Genomic DNA, 15,988 nt, shown 5'->3' with positions numbered 1-15,988 from the left:
CCGCTGTGCTTTTTTTACTTATAACCGTTAGGGTTATTGCTCTGCCAGTTCCAGGTATCGCGCATCATCTCGTCGATGCCGCGTGAAACGCGCCAGTCCAGCTCTTTATCTGCCAGCGAGGCGTCGGCCCAGAACGCTGCCAGATCGCCATCGCGACGAGGCGAGACCTGGTAAGGCACCGGACGACCGGAAGCCTTCTCGAACGCCTTCACCATTTCCAGTACGGAATAGCCTTCGCCCGCGCCCAGGTTATAGGCTTTATAACCGCTGATAGCCGACAGATGATCCAGCGCTTTCAGGTGGCCTTCAGCCAGATCCATCACGTGAATATAGTCACGTACGCCGGTGCCGTCTTTAGTCGGATAGTCGTCGCCGAAGATACCCAGCTTTTCGAGGCGGCCAATCGCAACCTGCGCAATATAAGGCAGCAGGTTGTTAGGGATACCGTTTGGATCCTCGCCAATCTGGCCGGATTCATGCGCGCCTACCGGGTTAAAGTAGCGCAGCGCGATGGCTTTCAGCTCCGGATTGGCTTTGGCATAGTCACGCAGGATCAGCTCAACCATCAGCTTAGAGGTGCCGTAAGGGCTGGTCGTGCCGCCGATTGGCGTAGTCTCAACGTAAGGTACCGGCGCATCCGCGCCGTAAACGGTGGCGGAAGAGCTGAAAATAAACTGATTCACGCCGGCCGCGCGCATCTCTTCCAGCAGCACCAGCGTGCCGGTCACGTTATTTTGATAGTATTCCAGCGGCATACGGGTAGATTCCCCAACCGCCTTCAGACCAGCAAAGTGAATAACCGCAGTGATATTGTGCTGAGCGAAAAGGTCGCGCAGGCAGGCGCGATCCAGGATATCACCTTCGCAAAAAACGGCCTTTTTACCGGTCAGCTTTTCTACCCGAACGATAGATTCGCGGGAAGCGTTGCTCAGGTTATCCAGAACCACCACGTCATCGCCGCGCTCCAGAAGCGTCAGCACCGTGTGCGAACCGATGTAGCCCGCTCCGCCCGTTACCAAAATAGCCATATTGACTCCTTTATGGCCGCGCTGGCGCGACCTTAAATAATGGGAAATTACTTAGCGAGGATCTTTTTGATTTCTTCGCGGAACTCGCGGCCCTGCGCGTTATTTCTCAGTCCCCAGGAGACAAAAGCTTTCATGTAGCCTAATTTACGACCGCAGTCGAAGCTGGTACCGGTCAGCTGCTGCGCGTCAACACGCTGCTTTTTCGCCAGGCTGGCGATAGCGTCGGTCAGCTGATAGCGGCCCCAGGCGCCCGGCTCCAGATTTTCCAGCTCGGCCCAGATATCGGCGGACAGCACGTAGCGGCCTACCGCAGCCAGATCGGATTGCAGCGTCTGCGGCTGCTCCGGCTTCTCGACGAATTCCAGGATCTGGCTGGTCTGACCCGGGTTATCCATAACTTCTTTCGTTTTAATCACCGAGTATTCGGAAAGGTCGGCTTCAGGCATATGGTGCGCCAGCACCTGGCTGTGGCCGGTTTCTTCGAAACGCGCAACCATCGCAGCCAGGTTATAGCGCAGCGGATCGGCAGTAGAGTCGTCCAGCAGCACGTCCGGCAGGACGACCACGAAAGCTTCGTCGTGCAGCATAGGACGAGCGCACAGAATAGAGTTAGCCAGGCCCAGCGGCTGTGGCTGACGCACGTTCATGATGGTCACGCCTGGCGGACAGATTGACTGCACTTCGCTCAGCAGCGAACGCTTCACGCGCGCTTCCAGCAGGGCTTCCAGCTCATAAGAGGTATCGAAATGGTTTTCAACCGCATTCTTGGACGCGTGGGTGACCAGAACAATTTCCTTGATGCCTGCCGCTACGCACTCGTCGATGATGTACTGGATCATGGGCTTGTCGACAACGGGCAGCATCTCTTTAGGAATGGCTTTTGTAGCAGGGAGCATGTGCATACCCAGACCCGCAACGGGGATAACTGCTTTAAGCTTGGTCATATTTTTTCCATATAAATGAAGTAAAAAACGTTCAGCAATTATGCATTAAAGTGATATTCAGCAAGTATAATCTTAATCTGAAAATTTAGCTGCGGCTGGCCCATATAAGGGCCGGCATTTTAATGCTTAGCCCATAAATTTTCATAAATGCACGCGGCAAACGGCCCTTGTGCTGCGAGCCTGCAAACGCAGGCGGCGCGGCTTTGCCAGACTTTGCCGTGAACCTCGTTCAGTTTCGGTAACTTATCGGGCTTAAATAAAAAAAGGCCATTGCCACAGCAATCGCCTTTCCCTGTCTTAGCTTAGCGCTGAATTAATTGTCGGGTATTCGATAAGTCCGCACAAAAATATAATTACGCTGCACTCAGCGGCAAATTTACTCTGCCGCTTTAATAAAGATTATCTGAAATTAATAGTGCAATTTATTAACGCTTAGCCAGCTTTTCCAGCGTTTCCGCCAGTTCCTGATAGGCAATATGCTGGTTAAACTCCGTTTCCACTTTTTGGCGAGCGGCGGCGACCACGGGCGCGACGTCCACATCGCCTTTGGACAGCCGGAACAGGATATCGCTCAGCGCCTGCGCATCGCCTTCCGGGGCCAGCCAGCCGGAAACGTTGTTTTCAATCAGCTCCGGAATGCCGCTGTGATCGCTGGAAACCACCGGTAGCCCTACGGCCATCGCTTCCATCAGCGCGACGGGAATGCCTTCCATATCGCCATCGGCGGCGGTCAGCGAAGGCAGCAGGAAGATGTCGGCTTCGTCCAGGTAACGCTTAATCTCTTCCTGAGGCTTAAAGCCGACCATCTGCACGCAGTCTTCCAGCTGGGCCTGCCGAATGGTGTTACGCATCTGCTCTTCCATATCGCCATTGCCGATGATGGTGTACTGGAAATTAGCGCCTTTCTCTTTCAGATATTTGCAGGCTTCCACCGCCACGCCCAGGCCTTTTTTCTCGGTCAGGCGCGCCACGGTAAGGATACGTAACGGCTGATGCAGCGCTTCACGCGCTTTCATATTGAATTTTTCAGGTTCAATACCCATCCGCGTGACCTGGATTTTCTCCGGCGGGCAGCCCATGGCAATCAGCTTTCTTTCCCACAGATGGCTGATAGGCAGCAGCAGCTCGGTATCGCGGAAAAGGATGGGATAATCTTTACGGTGCTCGTTGAGGATAAAGCGACGGGAAATATCCGCGCCGTGAAAAACCGTTGCCTGCTTGCCGCGCAGCACTTTCAGCTCACGCAGCTTGTTGGCCAGCGCGCCCGCGTAGCCGAAATGCACCAGAAACACATCTGAAGTAATAGGTTTCTTAGCCCAGGCGACGATAGCCGGCAGCAGCAGCTTCATGGACTGATCGCCATAGCGACCCACGTTCATGGCCTTAATAACCCCAGGCTTGAAGAGCTTCGGCAGGATCATTTTCAGGCGCTGCTTTAGCTTTTCCGCGTTGCTTTTTTGCTCTTCCGGCAACAGATAATGAATACGTTCCGCCAGATTGTAGCGATCGAAAGCCGCATGCCGGTTAACGTGATCGCCCGGAAATACCGAAATGATCTCTACGTCATATCCACTGTCAATGAAGTGGGTTACCTGGTTGAGCACAAAGGTTTCTGACGCTACCGGAAAACGCATGGTGAAAAAAGTTAGTTTCATCGATTTACCCTAAAATACTGACGACGTCTTCGGTAGTAAGTCCCGGGAACGCGCTCCTGCGCAGACTGGCGGATCGCCCGGGGCGAAAGACATAATATTCGCAGCGTCGTATCCACCAAGAGGCGGTTTTAGCAACAGGGCAGGAACGTCTCGCCCTGCCCCGAACAGCTTGATCAATTTTATCTAATACTAGCAGCTAACCTGTGCGGCCAGGCAAGCGTAATTATCCTAAAAATCAACCGGCTAGCCTGCTTTTTTACGATTAAAAGCAGGCTGACCGCCGAAAGCAGCCGTTAACCCTGATTTTTTAGCGCATACCAGGGCACCGCAACCTGCTGGCCGTTGATCACCATGGAAACAAAACCGCCGGGTTTGGTGGTATCGACCTCGGCCGCATCCAGCTGCCGCGACTGCACCAGCAGATCGCCCTGCTCGTTGGCGCCTATCCCTGCTTTGCCATTGTGCAGCGAGAAGCGACGCACGGCCTGACGCGCGCCCTGCGGCGGATTTTTGAAGTCCATCTCCGCATCGAAGCGGGCGCACTGGCCGGTCAGGAAGCGATCGCGCGCCGTGGTTTTCATCATCACGCCGGACGAGCCGACCCAGCCTGCCAGCTTCACAAAGACCTGCGTATCGGCATCGTGCGTAGTGGTATACATCACGTCGACAATCGGGCTGCTGCCCTCGATGTGCCAGCTTCCTTCAAAACCGTGAACCTTACGTTGCAAGGTGATAACGGCTTTACCGCCGGTGTTGCGATCGTTCAACAGATTATGCAGCGGCTCCGACGTGGTGCCATTGCTGAACTGCGACTGCCCGAGGATCTCAATTTCCCAGCTGTCGCCCACATCCGGCGTATGGATGTTGCCCAACAGATACCATTTTTCCTGGTTGCTGTTGTTCTGAATACGAAAGCGTGAAGTCAGATAGTTGTACTTCATGCTGCCGTCGGCGGCGATGCCGTAAGACTCTACGCGAGTAGAACCGCGTTCGTAAGGGCCAAGCCACTCATCGCCCTGCAGCGAGTTATCAATCCAGCTTTTCGCCTGCAGGTTGATTTGCCGCATATTCAGCCGCGAGTGGTGGGCAATCAGCGGGTTCGGGCAGGTTTCAATGCTTAACGCATCCACGATCCACTGACCGTTAGAGAGATCGCCCGGAAACTCGGTGTGCTCAATCCAGCCGTTGTGAATAATCGACTGCGTACAGCGCGGCAGGTTCAGCGCCATGCCTTTAGAGCAGTGCTGCACGTTGAAGTTCGACAGTTCGATAGCGGTGCTGTGGTCCCAGTTGCCTTTTTTGGTATAGGACCAGGTCGCTTTGATCACATCGCCGGTACAGTTATTGGCATACCACTGGTCGATTTTACAATCCAGCGTATCAACCAGGCTCAGCGACGTGCCGCCAACGCCAATAAAGCGCAGACAGGAACCGCGGAAGTACTGACCCGCCGGACACGAGTTGTGATAGAAGCCCTGCGTGTTCGGCAGTTCTTTATTGCGGCCTTCAAAGCTCAGGTTGCTGATCTCTACCCAACGCGCATTCACCTTAAAGGCAAAGTCCGATTTGCCATCGGAGACAATCGTGGTCGAGGGGAAATAGCCGAAGTTGATTGGCGCGCCCGATACGCGGAAGTAGCTGACGTAGTTAGCGGAAATATCAAACGAGGAGACGAAAAAGCGCCCGGCCGGGAACTGCACGGACAACATTCTGTTGTTATCCTGCGCCCAGTGGAACATTGCCTGAATGGCGGGCAGCGAGTCGGTGCGGCCGTCGGCCACCGCGCCAAAGTCAAAGATGGTCAGCGCGTTCAGATCGTCAGAGATGCGACGCCAGTGGTAATCCTGACCGGACGAGGCGATATAGCCACCGTCATCCTGTGCTTTGCTCAGCTCGCCGACAAAGGCGCCGCCGCCCGTTTCCGTTCCGGCGTGCCAGCCCTTAAGCCGCACTTTTGCGCCGTTGAACAGCGGTCGGGTCTGGCGTAATTCATCGTAAGAGCCGATTTCGCCAATCAGCTGGTAGCCGGAAGGCTGCGCCAGACGGCGGCTGAATTCGGAAGCGCCGCTGTTTTTCACATCCGGCACGTAGAACAGCTGCTCGTCGCGATCGTTATAGAGCGCCATCGAATATTCGCTGTTTGACCACAGCGCGCCTTTGGCTGCCACAAAACGTTTTAAAGTATCGCTGTTCAACGACACGGGCTGCGACAGCAGCGAAACTTCGCCGTTGGCGCTTTTAACAAAAACGTCGATCGGATGCTGAGCGGGATCGGTGCCCGCCTTGCCGATATAGAGCTTGCCGTTAAAGTCATGCCAGAATTCGGCGGGCATGGTGAAGACGTCGTCAGGTGAAAAAATCGGCACGTCATTTTTGGGAATGGCATCGGCCGGCACTTTCTTCAGCTTCAGACCCGCTTCTTCACTGCGGGCGGCTGCGGGTAGCGAACTCAGTGCTGCGGTTGCCACGATAGAGGAAAATGCTGTTCGGATTAATTCTCTGCGCTTCATACAAAATTCCGTTAATCAGGTAAGTGTCGATGCTGTTTCATCCAGAGGTATAGTCCGGTGCAGGCTTTTTTATCCTTTGCGATCCCGCTCGTACAGGAACTTCATTACGCTTACCGGCATCACCCGCGTTGAGGTGCGGATCAGAAAATAGAGCGTGCCGTTCACGAAGTTAGTCTGGCGCAGGCGATTCTTTAACGACCACAGCTGCACCTCGCTTTTGATATAGGTCATGCCGCGGCGCTTGCTGACCATCTCGCTGCCCGAGCGCACACGCATCAGCACATCGTGCAGGTTGGCGACGTCATAGCCCTGCGAGAGCATACGCAGCCACAAATTGTAATCTTCCATAAACAGGTGGTGCTGGTAGCTGCCCGCCGCCAATACCTTATCCTTACGGAACACCACGCACATATGGTTGAAGGGGTTTTTCATGCGGGCGAAATGGCGGATCTCTGCGTTGTTCAGCGGCAGACGCTTTAGACGCTCGTTGCCGAATTCATCAAATTCAATTACCGCCGCGCCCAGCAGCGCCATATCAGGATGCGCCTCCATATAGGGGATCTGTTTTTCAAAGCGTTCCGGCAGGCAGATGTCGTCGGTGTCCATGCGCGCGACGATATTATGCGAGCAGCGATCCAGACCCGCGTTAAGCGCCTTGCCCAGACCGACGTTTTTTTCCAGCGGCACGATGACAAGCGGCAGCTTGTCCATCCAGTTGTTGACCGCCGCTTTCAGATCGTCGCCCAGCGGGCCGTCGTAGACCAGCACGATCTCGTCAGCTGGCAGCGTCTGCTCGTACAGGCTCTGCATGCACTGCTCAACATTTTCCGGTTTCTCTCTGTGATAGAGAGACATAAGAACTGAAAACATAACATCACCCGTTAATTCAGAAGTTCATTCCACTTTTGTAAGATCAGCGTCGGCCCGTAGTTTTCGGCGTTGCGCCAGGCCGCGTGGGCAAAGGTTTTGCGCTTTTGCTCGTCGGCGATCAGCATGTTCAGCTGCGCCACAAAGGCGTCGTCGTTGTCGTAATCGATAACGAACCCGTCGTCTTTGATAATTTCCGCCGGGCCGGTTTTGCAGTCGAAGGCGACGGCGGGCAGCGCAAAGTTTTTCGCCTCGATCAGCACCATCGGCAGGCCTTCATAACGGGAGGTCATGATGATGATGCCGGCGGCGCGGTAGTAGTCGTTGATCTTTTTGCTGGGCGTAATGATTTCCGTGCTCGCTTCCATGCCGTAGCTTTTAATTTTCGCCAGCAGCGCGGGTTTGTCTTCGCCGTCGCCGACGATTTGCAGCGTCCAGCCCTGCTTATCCACGCGTTGCCAGACGTCGAGCATCCGATCGAAATTTTTCTGGTAAGTGAGACGGCCCACCGCCAACACCCGATCCTGCTTGCCGGCGAAAACGTCATCAAAGCTGCTGGCGCTGCTTTCAGCATGGAAAGGCGAGATGTTTCTCATCACGTGCACGTTTTTCACGCCGTAATTTTTTTCCAGATAGCTTTTATCGTGATCGGTAAGCACGGCGATTTTGTCCGCCAGGCCGTAGCAGAACACTTTCAGGCGACGGATCGGCGTTTTAAAGGTTTCAATCGAGACGTGATCGCAGCAGATGATTTTTGACTTCACGCCGAACAGCTTCATGGCCAGCAGCGCCTGCACGGAAAGCTTGCCCATGGAGATAATCATAATGCCGTCAAAGGGCTGCGATTTCGCAAAGCGGATAAACTCGCGGATCTTAAGCAGGCGCGCGGTCGCTTCGGGATAGCGAATTTTCACTTTCGCATCAGTCGGATAGTAAGGATCGCCTTTGTTCAACGAATAGAGCGTGACGTCGTAATCATTATTGCTGAGCAGGCTGGATAAGGTGCTGGCAACGCGATCCGTACCGCCGCTGTTGGAAATGCCGTCAATAAGGATCAGCAATTTGTACATATTCAATCATCCTGTTGAAATTGAGCAAAAAGCGCGGCTCAGGGCCGCCTAGCCGCTGAACATACGGAACAGCGGCGCTACGCTATAGCCGGTAATCGACTGCGCGGAAAGTATCGTGTTATAGGCGAGGTAGTAAGAACAGATCCCCGCTAACAAGGCGACGTTTACCAGCAGATTGCGTATTCGCAGCAGCAAGAAAGAGAAAAGTATCGGTTCGGCGTGAAGGAACAGGTTGCCCACCCTGCCGCCAAAGATACTGAAGTCGGAGAACGTAATACGCACGCCCGCGCCCACCGCATACGAGACCAGCAGGATATAAACCAGACGATCGCCTTTCTGGATGCCGTTACGGAAGTAGTAAAGGGTAAAGGCGGCAATAAAGAAGATGTTTTTCAGGTTGGCCAGGCCAAACACCGGCGAGGCGGTATCGAAGTCGGTGCCGCTATAGCCCGCCGCTCGTTCGCCCAGGCCAGGCACGATGCCCAACGAGTCGAGAAAGAGCTTTTTCCCGCCGATAATTCCCAGCGGAATACAGGCGAAGACGATAATCAGCGGCAGATACTTGCGCTCGCGCAGGAAGAAGAACGGCACCGCCAGCAGGATGGTATAACCCGTGGCGTGCGACTGCGTACTGAGCACCAGGAATACCAGCGCCAACACGTTTCTCTTCGTCGCCAGCGAGCAGATAAAGGCGATAGCAAAGGCGCTGGATAAGCCAAAGCGGATCTGGTTCATGTCTTTGTTGATAAACAGGTGAGTTGAATATAAACAAAGCGAACAGAGGATCAGCGGAGAATACTTTTTGTAGCAGTAAGCGTTAGTCGAAACCGCAATAAAGCAGATAAAAAAGAGAAAATAGTAGCTCTGGCTGGTGACCAGTGAAAACAGCCAGGCCAGCAGCATAAAGAGTTTTTCATAGCGATAGGTGTCGGTGATCGCGTCATAGGTGTTGACGTGAAGCTGTGCCGAAAAATCCGCGAAAAAGTCCAGGTACTGGCTGTCATCCATGCCGGAGTGCAGACCGCGCGAGCCGCCGAAACAGATCAGCGCCATCGTGCAGATAAACGCCAGCCACATGATGACGCGTTTGATCCTGGGGTCGTTAAGCTGGTTGATTGCTGCCAACTCAAAAATACAGCACGCCAGAATGCTGTAACTGATTATCCAATATATGGCCATTGTTGTTCCGCCGTCTTATTATTTTAATCAGGGCTATTTTTTTGCAATACGTTCTGAGAACTTCTGTTTTAAACGGCCGAGAAAATAATCGCGATTGCCTTTGTTGGTTAAAAAGAAATATTGCGCGAAGCTCAGGCTGGCGTGCAGCACCTTGCCATCCATTTTATAGCGGATCGGCAGCTTATACGCTTTATAGGTATAAACATCCCGCTTGCTCAGATACGGGCTCATGCTTTTCAGCCAGAAGGTGGAGTACTTTACGGACTCGCCTTTATGGCTGGAGTTGAATTTGCTCACCATATGGTAGTTAGCCAGTGGTTTTGCAATCATCACGAATTCAAAATCGTTTTTATCCGCGCGGATGCAGAAGTCGTAGTCCTGATGACGGATAAACCGCTCATCAAACTTAATTTCCGCCGCGTGCTCGCGCTTCAGCACAATAGTACTGGTCTGGATAAAGCCGTAGCAGCCAAACAGATATTCGGCGATGCTTTCATTGTGCGCAGGCAAATTGATCGGCATCACCTTTAAAAAGGCGCCGTCCTGCATAATGTTCACCTGGCTGTAGATCACAAAGCGGTCTTTGCCTCTGGCAGTCAGCTCCTGGATTTTTTTGACGTTTTCCAGCAGCTTGTCTTCATGCCATTCATCGTCGGCGTCCAGGAAGCAGACATAGTCGCCCGTCGCCAGGTCAATGCCCCGGTTGCGCGCGCCCGCGCCGTTGAGTTTGACCTCTGACAGCACCAGATTAATTTTCAGGTCGCTGTAGCGATCGCTGTTAACGACCTCGGCCAGCTTTGCCGCATCGGCCGACTTGTCGTCGACGATAATCACTTCAAAATGCTTATAGCTTTGCGCTTTAACGCAGTCCAGCGTGGTGACGATCGATTCGGAGGCGTTATAGGCAGGGATAACGATCGAGAAGAAAATATCCTTCATCACAAGGCACCTTTTAAACGTTATACATAAAACAGCCGGAAACAGGCCTGATTCCAGAGGCGAAAGGATCCGCCTCGCGGCGGATCCTTTTAAGCATTAGCTTTTTGCATTGCCTTTGTAGCTGTAATCGTAATAGTCGTAGCCGTAGCCGTACGCATTGGCGGCTTTCCGCACGACGGCGTTAAGAATGACGCCTTTAATATCGATACCGTTTTGCGCAAAGCGCTTGTAGCTGAACTCTACTTCTTTCAGCGTGTTGGTTTCAAAGCGCGCCACCATCAGCGCGGTGCCTGCCAGCTTGCCGATAATAGTTGCATCGGTCACGGCCAGCACCGGCGGCGTATCGATCAGTACCAGATCGTAATTTTTGCTCGCCCACTCCAGCAGCTCGTTCATGCGGCTGTGCATCAACAGCTCGGAAGGGTTTGGCGGCACCTGTCCGCGCGGAATAAAGTCAAAGCCGTATTCGCCGTGCTGGATCAGATCCTGCGTGAAGGCGGTTTTGCCCGACAGGATGGTGGACAGTCCGGACTTATTGGCCGCGCCCAGCAGCTCGTGCGTATAGCCACGGCGCATATCGCCATCGATAAACAGCACTTTCTGCCCCGCCTGTGCAACCAGCGTCGCCAGGTTGGCGCTGATAAAGGTTTTACCAATGCCAGGGCTGGCGCCGGTGATCATCAGCACGTTGTTACGGGCTTCCATCATCGCGAAGTGCAGGCTGGTACGCAGGCTACGGATCGCTTCGATAGAGAGGTCGGTCGGGTTGCCCAACGCCAGCAGGCTGTTGTGCGGATCGACCTTCACGCCGCGCTTGTTCAGCGCCTCGACGTCTTTCTTACGCTGCCATTCGGAAAGCGGCACGCTGGCATAAACGTTCATACCGGCTTCTTCCAGCTGGTCCGGCGCGGTGATGCCGTGGTGGAACAGCGCTTTCAGCAGAATGATGCCCACGGAGATCACCAGGCCTGCAATCAGGCTGGCCAGCATAATCAGCATTTTCTTCGGCGCAACCGGCTTGGATGCGGTTTCCGCATGGTCGATGATGCGCACGTCGCCAACCGTACTGGCTTTGCTGATGCTCAGCTCCTGCTGACGGTTAAGCAGCTGCATGTAGATTTCCTGACCGGCCTGCACGTCGCGGGTCAGACGTAAAATTTCCTGCTGGGTCTGCGGCATCTGACCAATTTTCTGGTTCAGTTTTTTCTGCTCGTCTTCCAGCGTTTTACGTTTTTCCAGCAATGCGCGATAGGTCGGGTGATCCTTGGTGAACAGCTGGGAAACTTCCGCTTCACGGAAGGTCAGCTCGTTCAGCTGGCTCTGTACGCTAACAGAGGAGTCCAGCGCCGATTTGGCTTCCAGCGACATATCCACCGAATCGTTATTGCGACGATAGGTGTTAAGCTTGTCTTCCGCTTCGTCCAGCTTGCTGCGCACCTGCGGCAGCTGATGCTGCAGGAACTCCAGGCTCTTCTGCGCTTCGGCGGATTTACGCTCCACGTTCTGCATCAGGTAGTTGCTCATCACCCGATCCAGCACCTGGCTAATCAGCTCCGGATCTTCACCGGTATAGGTCAGACCCATCACGCCGGTATCTTTGCCTTTGTCGGCCACGGCAAGGTTGTTAGTGACCATGCCGATCGCCGCCAGCGTGGACAGCTTAGAGACGGTAAAAGTGGTGCCCGGTTCAGCGTCAATGCCGCTAACCAGCATCGACACGCCATGCTGCTGCTGGAACTGGCCGATTTTACCTTTGAACAGATCGTCGCCGTCTTTCGAAACGGTGTAGCTGTCGGCGCCGGTGATCTCAACCTTTACGCTGGCATCTTTCCAGCTTTTCGGCATCTCAAGACGGGATACCGCGATTTTGGCCGGCTTTTCGCCCAGCAGGCGGGCAAAGCCTTTGCCCACTACGGGGAAGTGATTTTGCTCAACCTGTATGTTCAGGCCCAAATCGTCTACCGTTTTGCCAATCACCATACGAGACTGGATGATCTGGATTTCCGTGGCGGAAGCGGGTTCCACCGGCGCCTCGGTCAGATCGGTCAGCACGGTGTTAGGGCTTTTCTGCTCTACCTGTACCAGCGCGTCCGCACTATAGATAGGCGTGGCGAACAGCGAATAGAGCGTGCCGAGCAGCAGGAAGAAGGCCGTAACGGCCACGATAATCCAGCGATGATCAACCAGCTGTCCGACAAGGTGCGCTAAATCCCACCCGCCAGCTTCCTCTTTCGACGCGGTCGGCGCCTTACTTTTTATATTCATCGAGTATCCCAACTATCGGCTTAATGCGGTGACCCATTTCTGGGCAGCTTTTTCGAGTAATCCGTACACGGCTTCAAAGGCATCGCGGCTTTTCTTATAGGGATCCGCTATTTCCTGCTGGTTGAGCCAGTGGCCAAATAACATGGTCTTGCCACGTACGGAGGGGTTAATGCGGTTGACCAGATCGACATGCCTTTTTTCCATCACCAGGATGAGATCGTAATCCCGGCACATGCCGGAGGTCAGCTGCCGTGCCTGATGGCCCGCCAGCGAAACCCCATGTTCGCTGGCGACGCTGCTGGCGGTTTCGTCGGCCGGATGGTCGACCAGCGCGCTCAGCCCCGCCGAGGCGATCTTTTTATCCGGTAGCGCCTGTTTCAGCAGCCGCTCCCCCGTAGGAGAGCGGCAGATATTGCCGACGCAGACCACTAAGATTGAATTAATCATCATGCCCCGCTGTTACCAGTTGTGAATAATCTGCGCGTTTTCGCTCGCGTTATAGATACCGGTGATAGTTGGGGTCAGCTGCGAAATAACACGGTTCCAACGCGTCAGCGGCGTTGAGGTGACATAAACGATGTCATACGGTTCCAGCTGGAATTCGGAGCCCATCACCATCGCCGACGCATCCTTCAGGTTCAGCTGATAGATGTTGGCGATCTTGGTGCGGTTTTTCCCTTTGATTGGACGGATAACAAATACGCCCGTCGCGTCAGAGGCGGTCTGATCCATGCCCTGGGCGCTGCCCAGCGCTTCGGAAAGCGTCATACCGCTGCGATCCATTTTCAGCGTGGTCTGCTGTCTGACTTCGCCCATCACAAAGACTTTCAGATCGTCGTTGCGCGGCACAAACAGGATATCGCCCGGATAAAGCAGATGGTTCTGCGACAGATCGCCGTTTTGCATCAGCGCCTGCAGAGAAACCGGCACTTCGCTGCCGTTGTGGGTCAGCACTACGTTGCGCCAGTCGGCATTGGCGGTCAGGCCGCCTGCGGCGTTGATCGCATCCAGAATAGTCAGCGGCACGTTGGTAATCGGCTGCTGGCCAGACGTGGTTACTTCGCCCGTCACGTACGCTTTCTGCGACTTGAACGAGGCAACGCTGACGTCAACCTGAGGGCTTTCGATATACTGTGCCAGGCGGCTGGCGACTTCGGTACGCACTTCCTGCACGGTACGACCGGCTACGCGAACGCGGCCGATATAAGGATAAAAAATGGTGCCGTCTGAGTGAACCCAGTTACCGGTGTCGCTGGCGCTGCGGTACTGGCCCGCTGGCGTGGTCAGCTCCGGGTGGTCCCAGACGATAACGGTCAGCACATCGCCGACGCCGATACGATACTCATAGTTTTGCAGTTCATTTTGCAGCTGAACGTTCTGTCGTGCCACAACGGGCGCCGGACGCATACGGTCAACCAGGCTTGGGGTCATCGGGAAGACATTAACGTATTTATCAATGTCAAAATCGTTGTCCTGCTGCTTAATTACGTCTTTTCCGCTGGTGGAAAGCTTTGAACCCGGAACTACCGTACATCCGGAAAGGAGGGTAGCCGATATCAACAAGGGCAGTAACTTCGTTTTGATTGTAATCATCTGTTTCATCGCTATCAGTAATTTGATTGATAGTGGCGGATCCGCCGCTGTGTAGCGTCTTGCAAAAGTAAAGATAAGCGTTTCAATCGCTATAACTGTCAGTCATTATCGTCCGATCCCTATCCTTTTTTAATGCCTTGCCGACTCGCTGTGAACCGACGCTTAACAAAGAAAGTGGTGAGCGCGTAAGTCCATGACGGTTACAGTCAAACTACGCTATAACAGCGACGCGCTCCGAAGAGCGCGTCGAAAGCTCAAATTAATAGGCGCCGTCGCGCTTAAGCACCACCCCGATGGTTTTGAACAGGATGGCGATATCGTTCCACAATGACCAGTTTTTTACGTACCAGGAGTCAAAATAAACGCGGGTTTCATAATCGACATCGTTACGTCCGCTTACCTGCCACAGGCCGGTCATACCAGGCTTAGCCATAAAGTAGTAGTCAACGTCGCCCGCATAGCGCTCCAGCTCGTCTTCAATCACCGGACGCGGGCCGACCAGGCTCATCTCGCCGCGAACCACGTTCCACAGCTGCGGCAGCTCATCAAGGCTGGTTTTACGAATAAAGTGACCGATGCGGGTGATGCGGGGATCGTTCTTCAGCTTAAAGTCTTTATCCCATTCCGCACGCGCTACAGGATCGGTGCGTAGCACTTCTTCCAGTACCTCTTTGGAATTCACCACCATTGAACGGAACTTAAGGCATTTAAATTTGCGTCCGTTGCGCCCTACTCGCTCATGCCCATAAATAGGATTGCCGCCGTCGCGAGCGACCATAAAGATCAGGAAGGCCAGCGCAGGCATCAGCATGGTGATAATACTTAAGGCACCGACAATATCGAAGGTACGCTTAAGGAAACGCGAGGTGCGCTTCGCCAAATTATTGCTGACGCGCAGGATCATAACTTCATGGCTGAAGATATAAGCCATATCAGTACCGTATAGCGGTACGCCACGCAGTGAAGGAATAACGGAAACGGAACGGCAATTATGTTTCGCCAGATTTTTCAGCCAGAGATCACGATACTGACTCTGTTCATATTCTACGGCGACAATAAATTGCGTTTCGCTGTTGACCAGCTGCCAGAGCGAGGTTTCATCGCGAATGACCGGAATGCCGAACAGCGCAGGCGCGGGCGTAGTGCCATCCACATCGTAGAAAGCCACCACGTCAAAGCCCATTACCTCTTCGCTTTGCAGCGCCAGATAGGCTTCTTCCGCATTTTTACCGCTGCCGATAATAATGGACTGCTTTTTCCACAGGCCGTTACGGTTCAGCACACGCTTAACGATGGCGCGGCCGACAGGAATAAGGATCAGCGCCAGCAGCCAGGTAATAATCCACACCCAGCGGGACATTTCCCATTTTGACAATGCCGTAATCGACAGGTCAATAACGGAGAAGATCAGCACGCTGCGGAAGACTTCTTTTAATTCAAACCAGAACGGTTTGCGATAGGTATAGTGGCGCAGGCGAACCCAGAACCAGCCGATACAAATCACAGAGAGAATGATGTGTGTGCTTATTTTTAATTGCAGATCCTGCTCTGACATATTTTCCAACAAACTGTTTGGAAAAGTTTTCATCAGCAGAACAGCAATAAATAAGGAGGCGTTAAAGAAAATAAGATCTGAAAGTGCCAGTGATATTTTTATTAACAGTCCTTTAAATGTAAATTCTATATCGCGCATAGTTAACTCTTATTTTTTCTTCAAAAGCCTGTGATTTAATAATTCCCACCGCTAAGGATTGCGTATCTTATCGACACGCTCTTTATTACACAGGAGACGTATTCAGAAATTGTGTAAAAGCTCATGGTAACTGGCAGTACAATCAGAGAATGACATGTAAAATCAACAACTGCGGTGATTTTATCGCCAAAAGGCGTGGTCTTTTCACCGCTTCGGACACGCTACCGCCCCTGGCTTGTAGCTGC

General features: G+C 53.5%; 12 protein-coding genes. All 12 read right to left on the bottom strand.

Annotation, left to right across the window (positions count from 1 at the left end):
- Nucleotides 1-14 precede the first annotated feature (14 nt).
- The 12 genes from galE to wbaP all read right to left on the bottom strand — a co-directional run bounded on the left by galE (nucleotide 15) and on the right by wbaP (nucleotide 15,743).
- Nucleotides 15-1,028 carry a UDP-glucose 4-epimerase GalE gene (gene galE / locus AB6T85_RS11625; protein WP_253460080.1) on the bottom strand — a complete coding sequence of 338 codons (1,014 nt, stop codon included), beginning with the start codon at nucleotides 1,026-1,028 and terminating at the stop codon, nucleotides 15-17.
- A 47-nt stretch (nucleotides 1,029-1,075) separates the two neighbouring features.
- Nucleotides 1,076-1,972: a UTP--glucose-1-phosphate uridylyltransferase GalF gene (gene galF, locus AB6T85_RS11620; RefSeq protein WP_301251110.1), complete on the bottom strand. Its 897-nt coding sequence runs from the start codon at nucleotides 1,970-1,972 to the stop codon at nucleotides 1,076-1,078.
- Between the two features lie 425 nt (nucleotides 1,973-2,397).
- Nucleotides 2,398-3,627: a glycosyltransferase gene (locus AB6T85_RS11615; protein WP_369895630.1), complete on the bottom strand. Its 1,230-nt coding sequence runs from the start codon at nucleotides 3,625-3,627 to the stop codon at nucleotides 2,398-2,400.
- A gap of 293 nt (nucleotides 3,628-3,920) precedes the next feature.
- Complete coding sequence (locus tag AB6T85_RS11610; protein WP_253460074.1) at nucleotides 3,921-6,137, bottom strand: phage tailspike protein; 2,217 nt, start codon at nucleotides 6,135-6,137, stop codon at nucleotides 3,921-3,923.
- A gap of 69 nt (nucleotides 6,138-6,206) precedes the next feature.
- Nucleotides 6,207-7,007: a glycosyltransferase family 2 protein gene (locus AB6T85_RS11605; protein WP_301251112.1), complete on the bottom strand. Its 801-nt coding sequence runs from the start codon at nucleotides 7,005-7,007 to the stop codon at nucleotides 6,207-6,209.
- 11 nt (nucleotides 7,008-7,018) lie between these two features.
- Entirely contained in the window at nucleotides 7,019-8,074 is a 1,056-nt protein-coding gene (locus AB6T85_RS11600; protein ID WP_253460068.1) for a glycosyltransferase family 4 protein, read from the bottom strand.
- Between the two features lie 48 nt (nucleotides 8,075-8,122).
- Nucleotides 8,123-9,253, bottom strand: coding sequence for an EpsG family protein (locus AB6T85_RS11595; protein WP_125288128.1), 1,131 nt, complete (start codon nucleotides 9,251-9,253; stop codon nucleotides 8,123-8,125).
- Nucleotides 9,254-9,286: 33 nt separating this feature from the next.
- Entirely contained in the window at nucleotides 9,287-10,192 is a 906-nt protein-coding gene (locus AB6T85_RS11590; protein WP_253460065.1) for a glycosyltransferase family 2 protein, read from the bottom strand.
- Between the two features lie 96 nt (nucleotides 10,193-10,288).
- Nucleotides 10,289-12,457 carry a tyrosine-protein kinase Wzc gene (gene wzc / locus AB6T85_RS11585; protein WP_301251113.1) on the bottom strand — a complete coding sequence of 723 codons (2,169 nt, stop codon included), beginning with the start codon at nucleotides 12,455-12,457 and terminating at the stop codon, nucleotides 10,289-10,291.
- Nucleotides 12,458-12,469: 12 nt separating this feature from the next.
- A complete protein-coding gene (locus AB6T85_RS11580; RefSeq protein WP_253460058.1) occupies nucleotides 12,470-12,904 on the bottom strand; it encodes an arsenate reductase/protein-tyrosine-phosphatase family protein in 435 nt (144 codons plus the stop codon).
- Between the two features lie 12 nt (nucleotides 12,905-12,916).
- Complete coding sequence (locus AB6T85_RS11575) at nucleotides 12,917-14,050, bottom strand: polysaccharide export protein (protein ID WP_502092367.1); 1,134 nt, start codon at nucleotides 14,048-14,050, stop codon at nucleotides 12,917-12,919.
- A 259-nt stretch (nucleotides 14,051-14,309) separates the two neighbouring features.
- The gene (wbaP, locus tag AB6T85_RS11570) at nucleotides 14,310-15,743 is read right to left on the bottom strand and encodes an undecaprenyl-phosphate galactose phosphotransferase WbaP (RefSeq protein ID WP_253460055.1); all 1,434 of its coding nucleotides are present in this window, start codon (nucleotides 15,741-15,743) and stop codon (nucleotides 14,310-14,312) included.
- Nucleotides 15,744-15,988: the final 245 nt, after the last annotated feature.

The sequence above is a fragment of the Erwinia aeris genome, from assembly GCF_041224955.1.
In the GTDB taxonomy this organism is placed as follows: Bacteria; Pseudomonadota; Gammaproteobacteria; order Enterobacterales; family Enterobacteriaceae; genus Erwinia; species Erwinia aeris.
Note: the sequence above shows the minus strand (reverse complement) of the source record. Positions and strands in the feature narration are given on the sequence as shown.

Coding starts and splice junctions, on each gene's coding strand:
- galE (WP_253460080.1), bottom strand. CDS start 1,028: ATGGCTATTTTGGTAACGGGCGGAGCGGGCTACATCGGTTCGCACACG.
- galF (WP_301251110.1), bottom strand. CDS start 1,972: ATGACCAAGCTTAAAGCAGTTATCCCCGTTGCGGGTCTGGGTATGCAC.
- AB6T85_RS11615 (WP_369895630.1), bottom strand. CDS start 3,627: ATGAAACTAACTTTTTTCACCATGCGTTTTCCGGTAGCGTCAGAAACC.
- AB6T85_RS11610 (WP_253460074.1), bottom strand. CDS start 6,137: ATGAAGCGCAGAGAATTAATCCGAACAGCATTTTCCTCTATCGTGGCA.
- AB6T85_RS11605 (WP_301251112.1), bottom strand. CDS start 7,007: ATGTTTTCAGTTCTTATGTCTCTCTATCACAGAGAGAAACCGGAAAAT.
- AB6T85_RS11600 (WP_253460068.1), bottom strand. CDS start 8,074: ATGTACAAATTGCTGATCCTTATTGACGGCATTTCCAACAGCGGCGGT.
- AB6T85_RS11595 (WP_125288128.1), bottom strand. CDS start 9,253: ATGGCCATATATTGGATAATCAGTTACAGCATTCTGGCGTGCTGTATT.
- AB6T85_RS11590 (WP_253460065.1), bottom strand. CDS start 10,192: ATGAAGGATATTTTCTTCTCGATCGTTATCCCTGCCTATAACGCCTCC.
- wzc (WP_301251113.1), bottom strand. CDS start 12,457: ATGAATATAAAAAGTAAGGCGCCGACCGCGTCGAAAGAGGAAGCTGGC.
- AB6T85_RS11580 (WP_253460058.1), bottom strand. CDS start 12,904: ATGATTAATTCAATCTTAGTGGTCTGCGTCGGCAATATCTGCCGCTCT.
- AB6T85_RS11575 (WP_502092367.1), bottom strand. CDS start 14,050: ATGATTACAATCAAAACGAAGTTACTGCCCTTGTTGATATCGGCTACC.
- wbaP (WP_253460055.1), bottom strand. CDS start 15,743: ATGCGCGATATAGAATTTACATTTAAAGGACTGTTAATAAAAATATCA.